Origin of the sequence: Streptomyces sp. NBC_01788, from assembly GCF_035917575.1 — a bacterium.
Lineage (GTDB): Bacteria > Actinomycetota > Actinomycetes > Streptomycetales > Streptomycetaceae > Streptomyces.
The window spans coordinates 2,088,100-2,105,163 of sequence record NZ_CP109090.1; the positions used below are offsets into that span (position 1 = coordinate 2,088,100).

A 17,064-nucleotide genomic window follows, 5' to 3' on the forward strand; every position below is an offset into this window, starting at 1 on the left:
CAGCTATGACCCCCGGCTCGAACATCCCGCTGGCCGTCGCGCGTGTGACGGTCGACGTCGCCGCTCCGGTGCGGCTGGACGTATCGGGCCTGCTGCTCACCGCCGACGGCAAGGTGCGCTCGGACGACGACTTCATCTTCTACAACCAGCCGTCCGGGCCGGGCGTGACCTACCGTTCGGGCGGCGGCGGCGCGCCCGACGCGATCACCGTGGACACCACCGCGGTGCCGCCGGGCATCGAGAAGATCGTGGTCACCGCGAGCCCGGACGCCGCCGGGCAGACCTTCCAGGGCATCGAGCCCACGGCCACCGTCCGCGACGCGGACACCGGTTCGGTGCTGGCCACCTTCACCCCGCCGCAGCTCGGCACCGAGACGGCGCTGGTGGTCGTGGAGATCTATCTGCGCGGCGGCCAGTGGAAGGCGCGGGCCGTCGGCCAGGGGTACGCCGACGGACTCGCGGGCATCGCCACCGACTTCGGAGTGACGGTGGAGGAACCGGCCCTCGCCCCGGTGGCCCCGCCGCAGCCGGCCGTCCCGCCCCGGCCGCTCACCCCGCCGCCCCCGGCGCCCGCCGCGCAGTCTCCGGCCGCCCCTCCGGTTCCCCCGGCCCCGTCGGCCGCCCCCGCCCCGGGCGCCGGGAAGGTCAACCTGGACAAGGGCCGGGTCAGCCTCCAGAAGAACCAGACCGTGTCCCTGGTCAAGGGCGGCCGCCCGCTGCTCGCCCGGGTCAAGATGGGCCTCGGCTGGGAACCGGCGTACCGCGGCGCCGACATCGACCTGGACGCCTCGGTCATCGCCTACGGCCCGCAGCGCAACCACATCGACAGCTGCTACTTCGGCAAGCTCACCATCCTGAACGGCGCCGTGAAGCACTCCGGCGACAACCTCACCGGCGAGGGCGCGGGCGACGACGAGGTGATCGTGGTCGACCTCGGGCGCCTGCCGCAGGAGGTGACCGGCCTGGTCTTCACCGTGAACTCCTTCTCGGGCCAGAAGTTCACCGATGTCGCCAAGGCCTACTGCCGCCTGGTGGACGCCACCACCGAGGAGGAGCTGGTCCGCTTCGACCTCACCAACGCCGAGGCGCAGACCGGGGTGCTGATGGCCAAGCTCATCCGTCAGTTCACCGGCGAGTGGGAGATGACGGCCATGGGCGACTTCGTCAAGGCGCGCACCGTGCGGAACATGGTGAAGCCCGCGGCCCAGGCGCTGTAGGACAGAATTCGCCTGTCGCAGCCACCTTCACCAGAGGATGAACCACACATGATCACGCTGACGAAAGAAGACGGACCGGCGGACCTGGACGGGGTGACCCACATGTCCATCGGCGTGTCCTGGGACCCCACCGGGGGCACCTCCGGCGGGGTGATGGGCATGCTCCGCCGCAAGATGGGCACCGACCTCGACCTGATCGCCGTCGCCATGCAGGGCACGGACCCGGTGCGCCTGGCGGGCCTGGACTCGCTGGACCCCATGGGCAACGGCTCGTTGCAGCACAGCGGCGACAACCAGACCGGCCGCGGGGACGGCGACGACGAGACGGTGACGGTGGAGTTCGCGCGGATACCGCAGAACATCACCTCGATCGTGTTCATCGCCGCCGCGTTCAAGAAGGGCAGTTCCTTCCAGAAGGCGCGCAACATCAGCTTCAAGGTCTACGACGCGACCGGGGGCACCTCCCAGCAGGTCGCCGACATCTGGCCGAGCCTGCTCACCCAGGACAACGGCTGCGCCGTGGCCAAGGCCATGCGCGTCGGCGGCTCCTGGAAGCTCGAAGTGATCAACGAGACGGGCAAGATCAAGCAGGGCGACGAACACGCCCTGATGCGCTTCGCCGTCAGCAATTGACGAACCCCGCGACATGACCGAACGGCCGCGGCCCGCACAGCGAATGCGGGCCGCGGCCGGTCACTGTCCTCGCTCAGCCGCCGTGCGCGGAGCGTGCCTTGAAGGCTGCCTTGCGGGCCTCCTTGGCGGTCTTCTTGTCCGGGTGCAGGCGGCCCATCGCCTCCAGTACGTCCGCCGTCTGCGGGTGGTCCACCCGCCAGGCGGCCGCGAAGAAGCCGCTGTGCTGTTCGGCGAGACCCTCGACGAGGGCGTGCAGTTCCTCGGAGTCGCCCTCGGCGGCCAGTTGCGCGGCCACCGTGTCGATGGTCAGCCAGAAGATCATCTCCTGGGACGGCGGCGGCACGTCGGCCAGGCCCCGCTCGGTCAGCCAGACCCGGGAAAGACCGCCCAGTTCGGCGTCGTCGAGCACCTCCCGCAGCGCCGGTTCGGCCTCCGCGCCGACCAGGGACAGCGCCTGCTGGCAGCGCAGCCGCCGCAGCGGCGCACCCGCGTCCATGCCGCGCGCCGCAACGAGCAACTCCCGTGCGGCGGAAAGCGGTTCACGGCTCGCCAGCCACCGCTCGGTCTCCGCGTGCGTGGCCGCGGGCGGAAACCCGGCGGTACCGTCGAGCAGCGCGTCGGCACCCTTGTCCGCGAGCTCGCCGATCACCGGCGCCCGGCAGCCGGCCTCAAGCAGCCGGGTCCGCAGCCCGTGCAGTCCGAGCGGGGTCAGCCGCACCATGCCGTAGCGGGCGACGTCCACCTCCTCCGCCGGCGTGGACGACTCGCTCTCGGCCTCCGCCATCAACTCCTCGTCCACCGGCCGGTACTCGACCAGACCCGCCGGCTCCAGCAGCCGGAACTGGTCGTCCAGCCGCATCATCGCCTCGGAGACCTGCTCCAGTATGTCGTTGGTGGGCTCCCCCATGTCGCTGGGCACGATCATGGAGGCGGCGAGCACGGGCAGCGGCACCGGAACACCGCCGGCCCCCTCCGCACCGGCCGTCAGCCGGTAGAGATTGGCGAGCACCCCGTCGAGGAACTCCGCCTCCGCCCCGGGGTCCCAGTCCAGCCCGGAGAGGTCGACCGCGCCGCCCTGCCCCACCGCTTCGACCAGCGCGTCCAGGTCGGGCACGCTCGCGTCGGCCAGCGCGGTCTCGAGGGCGTTCGACCAGAGGGCGAGCACGTCGTGCGGCGAGCCGCCGGTCAGCAGCTCCAGGTCGGGGCCGGGCGCGACGGCGCCCTCGTCCTCGTCGGCGATCCGGACGAGCCCGGTGTCCAGGGCGACCCGCCAGGCTTCGCCCGCCCCGGCCGCCGCGTCGTCGCCGCTCAGTCCGAGCACCTCGGCGGCGGCGGGCAGTTGCTCCTGCGCGAGCCCGCCGTCCGCGTCGACCCGTGTCCCGTCCCCGGCCCAGCGCGCGAGTCGCGCGGCGCGGGACAGCAGCGGTGTGGCGAGCGCGTACCGGGCCAGTTCCGGTTCGGAGGCGATCCGCACCGGCGGGAACGAGGACCTGTCTGACATCGGCTGGTTTCTCCTAGCGGACCGGGGCCCGGAGGGTGGGAAGCCCATGGGCCGGTAAGTCTGACGACTCAAAAGCTCAGCCTAGACGGATTTCGCCCCATCCCATCCGGTTCACCTTTCCGTCACCTCCCGTCCATGGCGGAAACCTTGACAACCAACTGGGCCGCGCAGCAGATTGACGCGCGTAGAAATGCGGAGGCGGCTCGTTCCCGTCACGCTCTACGCGCGTCGACCGGTGCCTCCCGCCCGCGTCCCGCGCTTTCGCGTCGCACCCCCGTCGCCGTACTCCGTCACGCCCGAAGGGATCCACCGTGCCCAGCAAGCCCTCCGCCCGTCTCGCCGCGCTGACCATCGCCGCCGTCTGCTCGGCCGCGTCCGCCGTCGTCCTCACCTCTCCCGCGCACGCGGACACCGTGCGCATCCACGACATCCAGGGCACCACCCGGATATCCCCCTACGCGAACCAGCAGGTCACGGCCGTGCCCGGCATCGTCACCGCCGTGCGCACCTACGGCTCCACCAGAGGCTTCTGGATGCAGGACGCCAATCCGGACAACAACCCCGCCACCAGCGAGGGCATCTTCGTCTTCACCAGCTCCACCCCGACGGTCGCCGTCGGCGACTCCGTCACGGTGACCGGAACCGTCTCCGAGTACGTCCCGGGCGGCGCCACCTCCGGCAACCAGTCGGTCACCGAGATCACCAAGCCGGTGGTCACCGTCGTCTCCAAGGGCAACCCGGTCCCGGCCCCGGTCGTGATCGACGCCAAGTCGGTTCCCGCCGTCTACGCCCCGGCCGGCGACCCCGCCGCGAAGGGCTCGATCAACAGCCTGACCCTGGAGCCGACGAAGTACGCCCTGGACTACTACGAGTCCCTGGAGGGCATGAACGTCCAGATCGCCGACGCCCGCGTGGTCACCGCCACCAACCCCTACAGCGAGCTGTGGGTCACGGTGAAGCCGGACGAGAACCGCAGCTCCCGCGGCGGCACGGTCTACGGCTCCTACGACTCCCAGAACACCGGCCGCCTCCAGGTCGAGTCGCTGGGCTCCACCGCCGACTTCCCCGTGGCGAACGTCGGCGACACCCTCGCCGGCACCACCACCGGCCCGATGGACTTCAACTCCTACGGCGGCTACACGCTCGTCGCCAACCGGCTCGGCACGCTCAAGAGCGGCGGCCTGCAGCGCGAGACGACCGCCAAGCAGTCCCCCGGCGAGCTCTCTGTGGCCACCTACAACGTCGAGAACCTCGACCCGTCCGACGCCACCTTCGACGAGCACGCCGCCGCGATCGTGCACAACCTGCAGTCGCCCGACATCGTGTCCCTGGAGGAGATCCAGGACAACAACGGCGCCGTGGACGACGGCACGGTCGACGCGAGCGTGACCATGGGCAAGCTGATCGACGCGATCGTCAAGGCCGGCGGCCCGAAGTACGACTGGCGCTCCATCGACCCGGTCAACGACCAGGACGGCGGCGAGCCGGGCGGCAACATCCGCCAGGTCTTCCTGATCAACCCCGCGCGGGTCTCCTTCACCGACCGCCCGGGCGGCGACTCGACCACCGCGGTCGACGTCCAGAAGGTGAACGGCAACAAGGCGGCCCTGACGGTCTCCCCGGGCCGGATCGACCCCGCGAGCAGCGCCTGGAAGAACAGCCGCAAGCCGCTGGCCGGCGAGTTCGTCTTCCGCGGCCGCACGGTCATCGTGATCGCCAACCACTTCGCCTCCAAGGGCGGCGACCAGGGCCTGACCGCGCAGTACCAGCCGCCGGCGCGCAGCTCGGAGATCCAGCGCCACCGCCAGGCGGCCGAAGTGAACTCCTTCGTCAACGACATCCTGAAGGTCGAGAAGAACGCGGACGTCGTCGTGCTCGGCGACATGAACGACTTCGAGTTCTCCGACACCGCGAAGATCCTCGAGGGTGACGGCGAGCTGTGGTCGGCGATCAAGTCGCTGCCCAAGAACGAGCGTTACACCTACGACTACCAGGGCAACCAGCAGGTCCTGGACCAGATCCTGATCAGCCCGGCGATCAGGCGCGGCGGCAACTTCGACTACGACAGCGTGCACGTCAACGCGGAGTTCCACGACCAGACCAGCGACCACGACCCGCAGGTGCTGCGCTTCCACCCGTAGCACCTACGCGTTCGGGGGCAACGGTCCCCCGGGCGCGGCACTCCGAAGGCCGCCCCCACCTCTCAGGTGGGGGCGGCCTTCGGAGTGCCGGTGGTCCCGGTCGGCCGTGGTCACCGCCGCGCGTCCGGACCGGCTCGCGGGTTCAGCGGCGGCGGCTGCGCCGGATCAGCAGTCCGGTCGCGACCAGGGCCGCCGCGCCCGCCGCGAGCGCTATCACCATCGGGCGAGGGTTGCGCCGGTACGCCTCGACCGCGTTGCTCACCGGGGCGGACTGCCCGGCCCGGGAGGCCTGCTCCTGGACCGTGTGCCCGGCACGCGTGGCCTGTTCCTGGACCAGGTGACCCGCCCGCGTGGCCCGCTCCTGAAGCGTGTGCCCGGACCGGCCCGCCCCCTCCTGGGTCCGGTGACCGGCCTGGATGGCCTTCTCCTGGACGCGATGCCCGGCGTGCGCGGCCGAGCTGCGCAGCTGGACCGTCATGGCGCCGGCCTTGTCCATCAGGTCCGCCGCGCGGGCCTTCGCGCGGCCCTTCACGTCCGCCTTGGCCGCCAGCTCCTCGACGGTGTCGCCGAGCCGGCTCCTCGTCTGCTCGATCTGCTGCCTCAGCTCGTCGGGGCCCTTCGCTCCGGTCGGCGTGGTGGCGCCGCCGTCCCCCTGTGTCCTGTCCGTCATCGGTGGTGTGCCCTTTCCTTGATCGCCTCGACGTCCGCCTTGACGCTGCCGAGCATCTCCTCCGGCGTGGGTGGTGAGGCGCGGCGCAGCTGGGCGCGGCCGACAATGGCCAGCACGCTCGCGATCGCGAACAGCAAGGCCGTCACGACAAGCGCCGCGGCCCACACGGGCAGCGCCAGCGAGAGGGCGGCGGTGGCCGCGCCGGCGAGGGCGATCAGCCCGACATAGCCGACGGCGCCCGCCGCGCCGAGCAGTCCGCCGCCGCGTCCCATGCGGCGCCCCTTCTGTGTCAGCTCCGCCTTGGCCAGCGCCATTTCCTGCCGTACGAGCTGGGAGAGCTGCTCGGTGGCCCGGTGGACGAGTTCACCCACCGAGTGCTCGCCCGCCATCGGCACAGCCGGTGAACGGTCACCCACCGACGGTTCGGCAGGCAGACGTTCGTCCAGCGAACGTGTATCCGGTGCACGATCGCCCGGGCGCTCGCGCACTGGGCGGCGCTGGTCGGGCGCAGGCCTCACATCGATAGTCCCGGTCACGGTGTCCGCCTCCTCTCGGTCCGGACCATCCGGGTACCCGGGACCTGCGCGACTACCCGTGGCCGGGACCACCAGGACCGCGCTCGCCGAGCCGGGCCAGTTGGGTCTGGAACCAGTCGAGGCGCGCCTGCAACAGGGCGGCCTCCGCTGCGAGTTCGGGTACCCCGAGCCCTTCGGGTCCGGCGAGCGGCCCGGCCGGCGCCCCGGAGGCGGCGACCGCCGCGGCGACCGGTGCCGGCCAACCGCCGCCGGCCGCGACCCGCAGCCCGGCCCCGGCCAGCCGGGCGAAGCCTGCGCAGGTCACGGATGCACGGCCGTGCAGGCAGCCCGCGCAAGCGGTGGTCAGCGCCCGCCAGCCGGGCCTGCCCCAGCCGGCGTCGGCCAGGGCGGAGGCGGGCGCGCCGCAGGCGCACGGGCCGACCGTCGCCGTGCGCACCCGCTGGCGGGCGTAGCGGAACCCGCGTTCGTAGCGGATGTAGGCGCCGAGGACGGAGACCTCCAGCAGGACGGCTCCACGGTGCTCGGCCGTGCACAGCAGGGCCTCGGCGGCGGCGCGCTCGTGCACGCAGTGGAAGCCGCAGTCGCACAGACGGGCGGGTGCCCGGTGCCGGCGGCCGTAGACGCAGGCGGCGTCGGCGACGACGCCGTACGGCAGCGCGCCGCCGAGCGACACACCGGTGAAGCGGGCCCGGGTGCCGTCGTGGGACAGTACCGGGTGGGCGATCTTGTATCCGGTCGGCGGCTCCGTCGGGCGTTCCGCGGGCAGCCGCAGCCTCATCGGGCGGCCGGAGCCTCTTCGGGCGCGGCGGCGGCCTGCGGTTCCTGGATCTCCTGACTCTCCTGGACCGCCTCTGGGAGTCCGGCCTGCTCCTCGCGGACCGTCGGCCGTTCCTCCGCCACGCCGGTGGCCAGTGCCTTGCCGAGCTTCATGACGCCTCCCGTGCCCTGCCGTCGGTGACCTCCTGACCATGGTGACGCATCACGGCCGACTTGGACACAGGACGCCTTCCCTCCAGCTTTGCTTACCGATAACCGGTAGGAGAATTAAGTGGAGCTTCACTGTCAACTCTGCCGACACTGCTTCCATGACGACGACCACAGCCACTCCCGCCCCGCCTTTCGGCCGCGCCCTGTGCGCCATGATCACGCCCTTCACCGCCTCGGGCGAACTCGACCTCGACGGCGCCCAGCGGCTCGCCGACCGGCTGGTGACCGAGGGGTGCGACGGACTCGTGCTCAGCGGTACGACGGGCGAGTCGCCGACCACGACGGACGCCGAGAAGTCGGCGCTGGTCCGGGCCGCACGCGAGGCGGTCGGGGAGCGCGCCCCGATCGTCGCGGGCGTGGGCACCGCCGACACCCGGCACACCGTCGAGCTGGCACTGGCGGCAGGTAAGGCGGGCGCGGACGGGGTGCTGGTGGTGACGCCGTACTACAGCAGACCGCCGCAGGACGCCGTGGAGGAGCACTTCCGCACGGTGGCGGACGCCTCCGGGCTGCCGGTGATGCTCTACGACATCCCCGGCCGCACCGGCACGCGCATCGAGCCGGAGACCATGCTGCGCCTTGCCGCACACCCCCGGATCGTGGCGGTCAAGGACTGCTCCTACGACTTCCTCGGCACCCAGAAGGTGCTGTCCCGCACCGAGTTGGCGTACTACGCGGGCTGCGAGGAGCACATCCTCCCGCTGTACGCGGTGGGCGGCACCGGATACGTCAGCACGGTCGCGAACCTGGTCCCGCGCCAACTGCGCTCGATTCTCGACGCGTTCGACGCGGGCGAAACCGCCCGGGCCGCCCGCCTCCAGCAACAGGCCACGGAACTCATCGAGTCGACGATGTCCGCCGGCCTCCCTGGCACGGTCACCGTCAAGGCCCTCCTGAACGACCTGTCCCTGCCCGCCGGCCCGGTCCGCCCACCCCTGCGCCCGGCCACCCGCGAAACGACGGCCGGACTGCGCGCGGCCTACGAACGCCTGCGGGCGGGATGATCACGGTTACGCGCCCGCAGCCGTGACATCACGTCAGCTGCCTCCGCAACTTCGAATACGCGCTGATAGAAGCGGACTGCGCCTTCGTGGACGTCGTCCGGGTGCGTCATCTCCTCCCCAACCGCGACGACTTCGAGCCACGCCGGCCCCTGCTCCGCGGCTGCTTCGGCGACGTTCGGCCCGCCGCCAAGATGATGGTCTGCGGCCTTGCCGACCCCCGGATGAGGATCGAGACCGAGGTGTACGCCCGCCGCCGGAGCCTCACGGGGGGCCCACATCTGATCGCCGCACCGGCTGGGTACGATCGCCTATCCGATCTGAGTACCCGAGCGGTTGCCCGCCGCGCGCGGTCCCGGAAGGGTTGAGGCATGCGTCGACTGCTGCTGCTCGCACCGCTGTTGCTGTTCACCGCCGGCTGCGGGGTGGTGCAGTCCTCCGAGGACGAGGCGACGGACGCCGCACGGGAGGTGGCCAGGACGGCTGGCGAGCGGCTCTACGGCCAGCGTCCGCGCACGGCGGAGGAGGTCGGGCGCTCCGCTTCCGGCATCGACGGGGTGGAGGTACTGCGGGTGACGGGTACCTCGACGCACGACGGCGACGGCATCGACGTGGTCGTCCGCACGTCCGGCACGGCGTTCAACAAATGGGTCGACATCGACGAGATCGCCGTGCGGCGCTGTTTCGCGGTGCGGGTGTCGCCCAAGTCGGAATGGGGTGAGGATCCCCATGACGTGGACTGCCCGGACGGCCCTCCGTTGGCCTTCGCCCCGCCACCCGAACCGCCCCGGCTGCCGTACGAGGAACTCCGCGCGAAACTTCCCCGTGTGCCGGTGGGCGGCCGGGTGGACGAGGCGGAGGTGCGCCGTACGCTCGCCGCCCTGCACCTGCATCCGAAGATCCGTACCGAGGTGAAGGCGGACGGTGGCCGGGTCGGTGTTCTCCTGTCGGTGGAGGGCAACCACTACGACGCGCAGGACTGCCTTCTTGCCCGCGTGGACCCCGGCGCCACCGAGGTGTGGGCGCCGCCCCGGATCCAGCGAATGCCCGGAGAGGGCGGCTGCACCGTCGACAACGCCCTGCACCCGGCACCGGCACCGCACTGAACGGGGTGCCCGGCTCGGGCGAAAAGCTGCTTGCACCTTCCCCGCCGCCCGGCGGTGAGAAGCTCAGTAACCGGCTACCCCGTCGGTCGTCATCCGGTGCCAGACCTCTTCCGCCCGCTGCCGAAGGGCGGGAACGAGTTCCAGGTTGTCTCCGCGTTCGGCGCTCTGCAGGAGTTCGGTGATGACCACCAGTTCGGCGAAGCGCCCGGCGTCACTGTCGAGACCAGTGGAAAGTTCCCGGCGGACGCGCTCGGCGGTCTCCGGCATCGTAAGGCTGTAGGCGTGCAGGAGGGCTGCGTCATAGCCGGCCGGGGCGGTGCCCCATCCTTCCCAGTCCAGGATGCCGAGTTCGGGACCGGCGAGATTGGCCCAGTGCAGGTCACCGTGTGCGGTGGACCACGCGGGCGGAGTCGTGGGCACCCCACTGCCGAGGAAAGCGAGGTACTTCGGCATGGCGCGATCCAGGTAGGCACGACGTACGGCCGTCCGGTCGGTACGGACCGCCGAAAGGTGGTCGAGGGCCTTGCGGAGGCCATCCCACCAGGCTGTTGTCAGGCGGGGCGGGGCGGCAAGTACCGCAGTGGACGAGAGGGTTCCGTCGACAACAAGGTCATACAGCTCTGCTTTGTACGCCTCCTCCCCCTTCGTCCACTGCCGTACGAGACGAAGACAAGGGCGCGGCACCTGCTGGGGTACCAACTGCTCGGCGTCCTCCGGTCCCATCCACAGTTTGCCGCTCGCCTTGTCCGCCGAGCTGTGGACGACGCGCAGCCATGCCGGCCCGTAGGGCCCGGTGACGGGTCGGCCCAGCGTGCGTCCCCTCCACCCCCACGCCTCCTGCGTGCCTCCGCCAGACGGCCGAGCATCCAGGACCGCCCCGAGGAAGCCGCACGCCACGGTATGGGCCCTCCGCATGCGCGCGGCGACCTCGGGATCGTCAGGTTCCGAGGACATCGATGACCTTCCTCAGGCGATCGGGTGACAAGGGCTCGCATGCCTCAGCGCCCAGGGCATCAGCCCAGTGTGCCGGTGTACTCGACGACAGCAGGACACGCGACACCCCGGGAGCCGACAGGGCGACCGAGAGCACGGCCTGCACCGGGGAGGCAGCGGGGTCGATGACGCGCACCAGTTCCTCCGCCACCGCGCCGAGGAGCTCGCCGCCTCCGAGCGGGGCCGATGCGAAGACATCGAGCCCCGCTTCCCGTGCCTCCACCAGTGCTCCGCACCCGTCGAGTGCGTCCGCCACCACGGCGAGTTGAATCAGTGAGACCGGGAACTGCACAGCTCGGAAGCAGTGATGTGGCCCGCCCACGGTTTCCGCAAGTGCCGTGAGTTCAGAGATGGTGAACATTCCGCTCGACAGGCCCGCCCAGGTGGCGACGCCGTAGCCGCCGATCTTGCTGGCGTCCGCCGCGCTCTCCAGTTCCTCGAATGCGTCGGTCAGCGTCCGCGACAGATCGGCCCTGTCCGTCCGGCCGTGCTCCGGATTGTGAACGAAGACCAGGTCCGGGACGCGGCCAAGGCGGGCACGACTACGGGCGAGCTGCCAGGCGATGTAGGGACGTGCCAGGCAGTGGCCTTGATCGCGGTCGTACGGCGGCACCCCGGCGTCCCGAGCAGCCTGCCGGTCGGAGTCGGGCACGAAGCCGACCTTGGTCGAGACACGTACCTGTGGACACGCGTCGAGGACCGGCCGCAGAGCTGCCTCGGCCGTACCGGACGCGTAGTTCGGCGCCGTATCGACCCATGTCACCCCGGCGTCCACGGCCGCGACCACCGACTGCGACACGTCACGGCACCGATACGTCCCGGCTGCCAGTCGCGCGCTCATCCAGCCCGCCCCACAGCCGCGACCTCGCCGTCCACCAGTTCGCTCACGAGTTGCGCCACCTGCCCGACGCGAAGCCCGGCCGCCCGGGCGAGTGTGTCCAGGCGGTAATGGCCTCCGTCCACGAGGAGGGACAGCAGGGGCGCGGCCTGCGGGGAGAAGGTCCATTCCTCTCCCCCTGCTGTCAGCACCGCGTGGCCCTCCCTGTCGCTGTGCAGCCCGGCGCGAGCGGTCACCAGGTGTACGACGACGGCGGGGTCGGGCGGTACGCCCTCGACATACGGCAGTGAGGGCACGAGGCGGGCCCGGTCGGCGGCGTCCCGCATGGTGAGGAAGCGGTCGAGTAGCCGTTCGTCCTCGAACTCCTTCATGACGAGGTCGCCGAGCGACCGCACGAAATCCGCCTTCTCTTCCTCGGTCCCGAAGCGTGGCAGGTCGCTGCGCACGGTCGTTTCACGGCGCAGATCCTCGGAGAGCCACTGGAGGAGGTCGGCGCCGGTCGTCGTCTGCATGCCGCAGGTGAGGTGGAGGGAGTGGACGCCTTCGGAAGCGGCGACAGCGTGCCACCAACCGCGCGGCAGGTACAGCATGTCCCCTGCGTGCAGGACCAGTTCGACGAGAGGCTCATGCGGCGGCGGTTCGGGGACGTCCGTGTCACGGTGGAGCGGGGCTTGCCTCGTGGGGCCGTGGATGCGCCATCGTTTGGCGCCGTCGAGTTGGAGGACGAGCACGTCGTGGTCGTCCCAGTGGACTCCGAAGCCCTCCTCGGGCGTCCAGGAGGCGTAGGCGTTGACCTGGATGCCGGTGCGCAGGTGTCGTTCCAGTTCCTGGGCGAGGTGGCCGACGCCCGGGTGCAACTCGTCGATCGCGTCCAGGACGAGGGTGGCGCCCTCGGCGAGGTGGCGGTGCAGTTCGGCGGGCTTGAGCCGGTGCCACACGGTGCTGCGACGGGTGGTGACCGGCGCCGAGTAGGCGTGTTGGGGCAGCGCCTCGCCGCCCGCCGAGAGGCGCAGGCGGGGCGGTTCGAGCCGGTGGTGGGTGAGCAGGGCGTTCAGGTCGTCCCAGCCGAGCAGGCCGCCGAAGCGGCCCGGTTCACCGGGAAAGTGGCGGTAGGTACGGCCGTACACCTGGGCGAGGAAGTCCTCGCCCAGGCGCGCGACCACCGCGGGTACGTCGGTGGTCATCGATTACGGCCCTTCTCAGTCGTTGCCGTCGGAACGACCGGTGGAACCGCCGTCCGAGGGCTGCTCGGCCCGCGATCGGGCGGCGGCGATCCGGCGACGGGCGACCAGCAGGCCGTGGCCCTCTTGATCACCGTTCGTGGTCACGTTCTGTTCGGACATGGCTGTGTCTCCTTAGGTGTTGGCGGAAGCGAGCAGGTTGCCCACTCCCTGGCTGTGGCGTCTCCAGCTGCCCCACCAGGCGGTGGCGGCCCGGCCGGAGGCGCCTGTACCCGGCTTCAGGACTCATGCGTCCAAAAGTCAGGTGGTCAGTGATCAGGTGGTGGTGACATGCGCACGGGAGCCGCTGAGCACGCCACATCCCGGTTCGGCAACCGTCACCGGCCGCCGTGCACCCCCGAACGAGAGATCGCTTTCGCATGCGGCGGGGAACGGGCGGGACTGCGAGGGCGAGCAACTGCCGACCTCGAACCAGACCGCCTTTCCGGCCGTGGTCGACCGGACGCCCCACGCCTGGGCAAGACCGTCGACCAACTGCAGTCCGCGCCCGCTCTCCTCGTCCAGGTCGGCCGGCGCCCGCTGCGGGAGAAGGCCGCCTTCCGCGTCCTCGGCTTCCAGGCGTACGCGAGTCCCGTCCCAGCTCACCGTGACCCGGCAACCCTCCCCCGCGTGCACCACGGCGTTCGCGATCACCTCACCGGCCAGCAGCTCCAGCGTCTCGACCGTGTCCTCCGCAAGTGGCACGTCCCAGTCACGGACGATCGCGACAACCCTGCGACGAGCGGAAGAAACGGAGCTGACGTCCGATGGGACACAGAGGGACGAGAACTTCGGGGCAGGTGCTCGGAACGTCATGGAGGGCGAACCTTCCTGGCTGTGTGCGTCGGAGTTCCACACAACCGCTCACAGCTGCCAACGCCCAGAGCACAATGGACGCACCAATGCGGCATCCGTGCGTCACCACCACGCCTCACCTGGGGACTCGCCCAGCCGCACGTCCTGGCAGGGCAGGAGAAACGGGGAGACAGCGTCATGGCGCACCACCGCAACGGCCTCGCAGCGCGTCGCCGAACCGTGGGCCTCACCCAAGAGGCCCTCGCCGAGCACATGCAGGTGGACCGCTCCACCATCACCCGTTGGGAATCAGGCCGCACCGCCCCGCAGCCCTGGATGCGTCCACGGCTGGCCCGCCTTCTTCGCGTCAACGCCGAGGGTCTCAACGACCTACTGACCGCCTGGTCGCCAGGCAGCACGCAGGCACAGGACGCCCTCGATTACGCGATGCTTCACCCGGGCCGCCTCGATCTGCCCGCCGTCGCCACACTTCGTACTCGCTTCGACGACTGCGCCGCTCGTTACGACCTTGTGCCTTCGGCCGGCCTCATCGCAGAAGCAGCAGCGCAGCTCAACCGCATCGACCAGCTCGCCGCAGGCTCCGCCCGCGGACGCGTCCAGAGGGAACTCGACGCCCTGCACGCCGACGCCTGCACTCTCATGGGTCAGTTGGTCTGGGACGCCTCTCAGCGCCGCGACCACACCACCGCGAAGACGTACTACGAGCAGAGCGCCAACCTCGCTCGCCACCTACGGGACACCACTCTCGAAGCCCACGCCTTACTGCGCACCTGTTACGTCGCGCTGTACGGCGCACACGACGCGCAGGCAGGGCTCGCGCTCGCGAAGCACGCAGCCGAGATTGCCCAGCGCACGAGTCCCGCCCTGTCCGGGCTGGCGCTGCTGCACGTCGCCGAGGCACACGCCATGCTGCGGTCGACCTCGGACTGCGAACGCGCTCTCTCCCGCGCAGAGCGCCAACTCGACCACGCGGACGACAGCGACGCCGCCGCCGACCTGGTGTCCCCAACCCAGTTCGGCCGCCTCGCGGGCTCCTGCTATCTCTCGCTTGGAGACCACCAACGGGCCGAAACCCTGCTGACCAGCACGGCAGAGAAGCTACGGGACAGGCGAAAGTCACGCGCAATCGTGCTGGGGAACCTTACGCTCGCCCGTATCCGTCAACGCGATGTCGAGGCGGGGGTGGCCAGCCTCACCGAAGCCATCGCCGAGCTGGAGACCACACGCGGAGGCGGAGGCATGAACATCGTCTTCGGAGCCGCCCGCGAACTGCGCCCCTGGCGACAGGAACCCCTCGTCGCGGAGGTCCACGACAGACTGCTCGGCCTGATGACGGCAGCGTAGGAGAGAGAAGGAGACACCGGTGGCAGCCAACTCCCTGGACCGCGCCAAGCAGGCGGTACGCACGCAGGTCTGGGACGCCCTGACCGCCGCCGACGCCGTCCACGACCCCTCCGTCCACGGCCGCATCCCTCACTTCAAGGGCGCCGAGGAAGCTGCGGCCCGACTCGCGGGGCTCCCGGCCTGGCAGCGAGCGAGTGTCGTCAAGGCAGTGCCGGACAAGGCCCAGCTTCCGGTTCGGGCACGGGCCCTGGAGGAGGGCAAAACCGTCTACATGGCGGTGCCGAAGTTGGCCACCCTCAAACCCTTCTACCTCCTCGACCCGGCCAGCCTCACCGTCCCACCCAACGAGGCCGCAGCCAGCCGCACCGCCGCCACGATCGCCCCCACCGTCGAGGTCGACGCCCTCCGACCACTGGACCTGATCATCCTCGGCAGCGTCGCCGTCAACCGCGACGGCACCCGCATCGGCAAAGGCGCCGGCTACTCCGACATCGAGTTCGCCCTGCTCACCGAGGCCGGCCTGGTGACGCCGGAGACCATCGTCGTCACCACCGTCCACGCACTCCAGGTGACCGAAACCCCGATCCCCACCACGGAGCACGATGTCGCAGTCGACCTGATCGTGACCCCCGACGAGACCATCGCCTGCCCGAACCCCCACCGCCCGTCAGGAGTCGACTGGTCGGCCCTTACGGCAGAGAAGATCGCCGCCATCCCGGCACTCGTGGCCCGACAGGGCTCTTGACGACCTCAGCGGAAAGCGTTCGAACCCTGTGCCACACCGGCGCCTGAAACCCCGCCCGCTCCACGGTGTGTGGGTCGACGGCGGACGGGATGGGAGCTGGGGTGACTGGTGGGTGGAGGGCTGTGAGAGCAGTTACGGTTCCGGGGCGCAGCTGCGCCGACCAGCAGTCATAGTGCCTGTAACGGTTGGCTGCTATTCCACTTGCGAGTGCCCGGGGGGCAGCTGGGCCATGACGATCCAATGAGCATGGACACGGACAGCGTGGCTGCGGCGATCGCGCGAGAGTTGCAACTGATCGAGCAGGGCCACGCCTCACCCAAGGTCGACACGCTCATCCGCATCGCCGTCGCGCTCGACACGCCGCTCGCCGACCTCGTCAGATGAACGGACCCCCCGTCCCCGGCGGGGGTGAGGAGAGGGCCAGTCCTGCCCGCCGCCCTGTTCACATCGGCTACCTTGCTGCGCATCAGAGCGAGGTGGTGCAGGGATGAAGGAGCGGAGCGAGGTCTTCGCGCGGGACGGCCGGCCGGTTCGACGTCGTCGAGCGCCCGTCACGTGACTGCCCCTTCGACCCCCAGACCGGCCACCGTTTCACTGCGGCTGGCGTACCCGTATGCGTGCACCCCGAGAGGGTTGGGCTGCCCGCCGCTCCGTACGCCACCGAGAGGCTCCCGCTGCCGTGGGAGACCCCGCCGCCCGCTGAGGCCGACGAGGTCCCCGCCTGGGTACGCCAGGTGCTGACCGCAGCACCGCCGGACGCCTGCGACGAGGTGATCCAGCAGGCGACTGCGATCCTGCTCGCCGCCGACCCCGACACCGACGTCACAGCAGTGCTGCGCGCCGCCCTCGGCCAGACCGCGACCGGATCGGCGAAGTCGAGTGCGTGCTCCCGGCCGGAGCGGCCCATGCCGATGCTCTCGTACAGGCCGGCCAGGACGCTTCGCCGCCGCACGACCTCCTCATGGTCCAGCCAGTACCGGGCCGGCGGCTTACCCCACGCCAGGCGGTAGCACTCGTGGGTGTACCCACCGGCGCGGTAGTCGGTGTGCTCCTGATCGGTCTGGTGGATGATGACGATGCCGCGGGCGTCGGCGATCCGCTGGAGCAGTTGCGCCTGGGCGAGCATCGCATGGGTCATCTCGTCGACCGGCACGGCGATCGGGATCTCCGCCATCTGGTCGTTGGCGATGAGCGCGTACACCGCGGACTTCAGCGCCAGGGCGCGCAAACCGCAACGCGTTTCGCGAGCTGGCATTCACGAAGATTATGGCGATTCCATAGAGTTAGCCCCCGCTCACTCCTTGGGGCACTGGACT

Annotated in this window: 19 protein-coding genes and 1 pseudogene; 9 read left to right on the forward strand and 11 right to left on the reverse strand. The window is 70.7% G+C overall.

All coding sequences use genetic code 11. The features are described from left to right. Nucleotides 1–5: 5 nt before the first annotated feature. Nucleotides 6–1,217, forward strand: coding sequence for a TerD family protein (locus OIE49_RS09685; protein WP_326806182.1), 1,212 nt, complete (start codon nt 6–8; stop codon nt 1,215–1,217). A gap of 48 nt (nt 1,218–1,265) precedes the next feature. After that, nucleotides 1,266–1,850: a TerD family protein gene (locus OIE49_RS09690; protein WP_326801962.1), complete on the forward strand. Its 585-nt coding sequence runs from the start codon at nt 1,266–1,268 to the stop codon at nt 1,848–1,850. A 73-nt stretch (nt 1,851–1,923) separates the two neighbouring features. Here OIE49_RS09690 and OIE49_RS09695 read toward each other — a convergent pair whose 3' ends face one another. Further along, complete coding sequence (locus OIE49_RS09695) at nt 1,924–3,351, reverse strand: hypothetical protein (RefSeq protein WP_326801963.1); 1,428 nt, start codon at nt 3,349–3,351, stop codon at nt 1,924–1,926. Nucleotides 3,352–3,662: 311 nt separating this feature from the next. On the opposite strand from OIE49_RS09695, the gene OIE49_RS09700 reads away from it, so the two are divergent. Next, complete coding sequence (locus OIE49_RS09700; RefSeq protein WP_326801964.1) at nt 3,663–5,492, forward strand: endonuclease/exonuclease/phosphatase family protein; 1,830 nt, start codon at nt 3,663–3,665, stop codon at nt 5,490–5,492. A gap of 142 nt (nt 5,493–5,634) precedes the next feature. Here OIE49_RS09700 and OIE49_RS09705 read toward each other — a convergent pair whose 3' ends face one another. From OIE49_RS09705 to OIE49_RS09720, 4 genes are all read right to left on the reverse strand, one after another. Then, on the reverse strand, nt 5,635–6,162 hold the full coding sequence (locus OIE49_RS09705) for a DUF3618 domain-containing protein (RefSeq protein ID WP_326801965.1): 528 nt from the start codon (nt 6,160–6,162) through the stop codon (nt 5,635–5,637). After that, entirely contained in the window at nt 6,159–6,551 is a 393-nt protein-coding gene (locus OIE49_RS09710; RefSeq protein WP_326801966.1) for a phage holin family protein, read from the reverse strand. Before OIE49_RS09710 ends, OIE49_RS09705 begins: the two co-directional genes overlap by 4 nt. 199 nt (nt 6,552–6,750) lie before the next feature. Beyond that, complete coding sequence (locus OIE49_RS09715) at nt 6,751–7,476, reverse strand: hypothetical protein (RefSeq protein ID WP_326801967.1); 726 nt, start codon at nt 7,474–7,476, stop codon at nt 6,751–6,753. Beyond that, a complete protein-coding gene (locus OIE49_RS09720; protein WP_326801968.1) occupies nt 7,473–7,628 on the reverse strand; it encodes a hypothetical protein in 156 nt (51 codons plus the stop codon). The genes OIE49_RS09715 and OIE49_RS09720 overlap by 4 nt, the downstream gene beginning before the upstream one ends. A 155-nt stretch (nt 7,629–7,783) precedes the next feature. Here OIE49_RS09720 and dapA point away from each other — a divergent pair, with 155 nt between their 5' ends. From dapA to OIE49_RS09735, 3 genes and pseudogenes are all read left to right on the forward strand, one after another. After that, nucleotides 7,784–8,689, forward strand: coding sequence for a 4-hydroxy-tetrahydrodipicolinate synthase (gene dapA / locus OIE49_RS09725; RefSeq protein ID WP_326801969.1), 906 nt, complete (start codon nt 7,784–7,786; stop codon nt 8,687–8,689). Between the two features lie 38 nt (nt 8,690–8,727). Then, nucleotides 8,728–8,943 (forward strand): annotated as a pseudogene (locus OIE49_RS09730) (hypothetical protein); the annotation flags it as partial. A gap of 114 nt (nt 8,944–9,057) precedes the next feature. Beyond that, complete coding sequence (locus tag OIE49_RS09735; protein WP_326801970.1) at nt 9,058–9,792, forward strand: translation initiation factor IF-2; 735 nt, start codon at nt 9,058–9,060, stop codon at nt 9,790–9,792. 63 nt (nt 9,793–9,855) lie between these two features. Here OIE49_RS09735 and OIE49_RS09740 read toward each other — a convergent pair whose 3' ends face one another. The 5 genes from OIE49_RS09740 to OIE49_RS09760 form a co-directional block, all read right to left on the reverse strand. Further along, nucleotides 9,856–10,746 (reverse strand): phosphotransferase, encoded by an 891-nt coding sequence (locus OIE49_RS09740; RefSeq protein ID WP_326801971.1) that lies wholly within the window; start codon nt 10,744–10,746, stop codon nt 9,856–9,858. After that, complete coding sequence (locus OIE49_RS09745; RefSeq protein WP_326801972.1) at nt 10,730–11,626, reverse strand: aldo/keto reductase; 897 nt, start codon at nt 11,624–11,626, stop codon at nt 10,730–10,732. The genes OIE49_RS09740 and OIE49_RS09745 overlap by 17 nt, the downstream gene beginning before the upstream one ends. Next, nucleotides 11,623–12,807, reverse strand: a complete 1,185-nt coding sequence (locus tag OIE49_RS09750; protein WP_326801973.1) for a cupin domain-containing protein — start codon at nt 12,805–12,807, stop codon at nt 11,623–11,625. The genes OIE49_RS09745 and OIE49_RS09750 overlap by 4 nt, the downstream gene beginning before the upstream one ends. Nucleotides 12,808–12,822: 15 nt before the next feature. After that, nucleotides 12,823–12,966, reverse strand: coding sequence for a hypothetical protein (locus tag OIE49_RS09755; protein ID WP_326801974.1), 144 nt, complete (start codon nt 12,964–12,966; stop codon nt 12,823–12,825). Nucleotides 12,967–13,119: 153 nt separating this feature from the next. After that, on the reverse strand, nt 13,120–13,659 hold the full coding sequence (locus OIE49_RS09760; RefSeq protein ID WP_326801975.1) for an ATP-binding protein: 540 nt from the start codon (nt 13,657–13,659) through the stop codon (nt 13,120–13,122). Nucleotides 13,660–13,836: 177 nt separating this feature from the next. Between OIE49_RS09760 and OIE49_RS09765 the strand changes: the two genes are divergently transcribed. The 3 genes from OIE49_RS09765 to OIE49_RS09775 all read left to right on the forward strand — a co-directional run bounded on the left by OIE49_RS09765 (nt 13,837) and on the right by OIE49_RS09775 (nt 16,132). Next, nucleotides 13,837–15,003, forward strand: coding sequence for a helix-turn-helix transcriptional regulator (locus tag OIE49_RS09765; RefSeq protein ID WP_326801976.1), 1,167 nt, complete (start codon nt 13,837–13,839; stop codon nt 15,001–15,003). 19 nt (nt 15,004–15,022) lie between these two features. Then, the gene (locus OIE49_RS09770) at nt 15,023–15,748 is read left to right on the forward strand and encodes a 5-formyltetrahydrofolate cyclo-ligase (protein WP_326801977.1); all 726 of its coding nucleotides are present in this window, start codon (nt 15,023–15,025) and stop codon (nt 15,746–15,748) included. 246 nt (nt 15,749–15,994) lie between these two features. Next, complete coding sequence (locus tag OIE49_RS09775) at nt 15,995–16,132, forward strand: hypothetical protein (RefSeq protein ID WP_326801978.1); 138 nt, start codon at nt 15,995–15,997, stop codon at nt 16,130–16,132. A gap of 82 nt (nt 16,133–16,214) precedes the next feature. Here the strand turns inward: OIE49_RS09775 and OIE49_RS09780 are convergent, their stop codons facing one another. Next, a complete protein-coding gene (locus tag OIE49_RS09780) occupies nt 16,215–17,003 on the reverse strand; it encodes a hypothetical protein (RefSeq protein WP_326801979.1) in 789 nt (262 codons plus the stop codon). Nucleotides 17,004–17,064 lie beyond the last annotated feature (61 nt).

Coding starts and splice junctions, on each gene's coding strand:
- OIE49_RS09685 (WP_326806182.1), top strand. CDS start 6: ATGACCCCCGGCTCGAACATCCCGCTGGCCGTCGCGCGTGTGACGGTC.
- OIE49_RS09690 (WP_326801962.1), top strand. CDS start 1,266: ATGATCACGCTGACGAAAGAAGACGGACCGGCGGACCTGGACGGGGTG.
- OIE49_RS09695 (WP_326801963.1), bottom strand. CDS start 3,351: ATGTCAGACAGGTCCTCGTTCCCGCCGGTGCGGATCGCCTCCGAACCG.
- OIE49_RS09705 (WP_326801965.1), bottom strand. CDS start 6,162: ATGACGGACAGGACACAGGGGGACGGCGGCGCCACCACGCCGACCGGA.
- OIE49_RS09710 (WP_326801966.1), bottom strand. CDS start 6,551: ATGGCGGGCGAGCACTCGGTGGGTGAACTCGTCCACCGGGCCACCGAG.
- OIE49_RS09715 (WP_326801967.1), bottom strand. CDS start 7,476: ATGAGGCTGCGGCTGCCCGCGGAACGCCCGACGGAGCCGCCGACCGGA.
- OIE49_RS09720 (WP_326801968.1), bottom strand. CDS start 7,628: ATGAAGCTCGGCAAGGCACTGGCCACCGGCGTGGCGGAGGAACGGCCG.
- dapA (WP_326801969.1), top strand. CDS start 7,784: ATGACGACGACCACAGCCACTCCCGCCCCGCCTTTCGGCCGCGCCCTG.
- OIE49_RS09735 (WP_326801970.1), top strand. CDS start 9,058: ATGCGTCGACTGCTGCTGCTCGCACCGCTGTTGCTGTTCACCGCCGGC.
- OIE49_RS09740 (WP_326801971.1), bottom strand. CDS start 10,746: ATGTCCTCGGAACCTGACGATCCCGAGGTCGCCGCGCGCATGCGGAGG.
- OIE49_RS09745 (WP_326801972.1), bottom strand. CDS start 11,626: ATGAGCGCGCGACTGGCAGCCGGGACGTATCGGTGCCGTGACGTGTCG.
- OIE49_RS09750 (WP_326801973.1), bottom strand. CDS start 12,807: ATGACCACCGACGTACCCGCGGTGGTCGCGCGCCTGGGCGAGGACTTC.
- OIE49_RS09755 (WP_326801974.1), bottom strand. CDS start 12,966: ATGTCCGAACAGAACGTGACCACGAACGGTGATCAAGAGGGCCACGGC.
- OIE49_RS09760 (WP_326801975.1), bottom strand. CDS start 13,659: ATGACGTTCCGAGCACCTGCCCCGAAGTTCTCGTCCCTCTGTGTCCCA.
- OIE49_RS09765 (WP_326801976.1), top strand. CDS start 13,837: ATGGCGCACCACCGCAACGGCCTCGCAGCGCGTCGCCGAACCGTGGGC.
- OIE49_RS09775 (WP_326801978.1), top strand. CDS start 15,995: ATGGACACGGACAGCGTGGCTGCGGCGATCGCGCGAGAGTTGCAACTG.
- OIE49_RS09780 (WP_326801979.1), bottom strand. CDS start 17,003: ATGCCAGCTCGCGAAACGCGTTGCGGTTTGCGCGCCCTGGCGCTGAAG.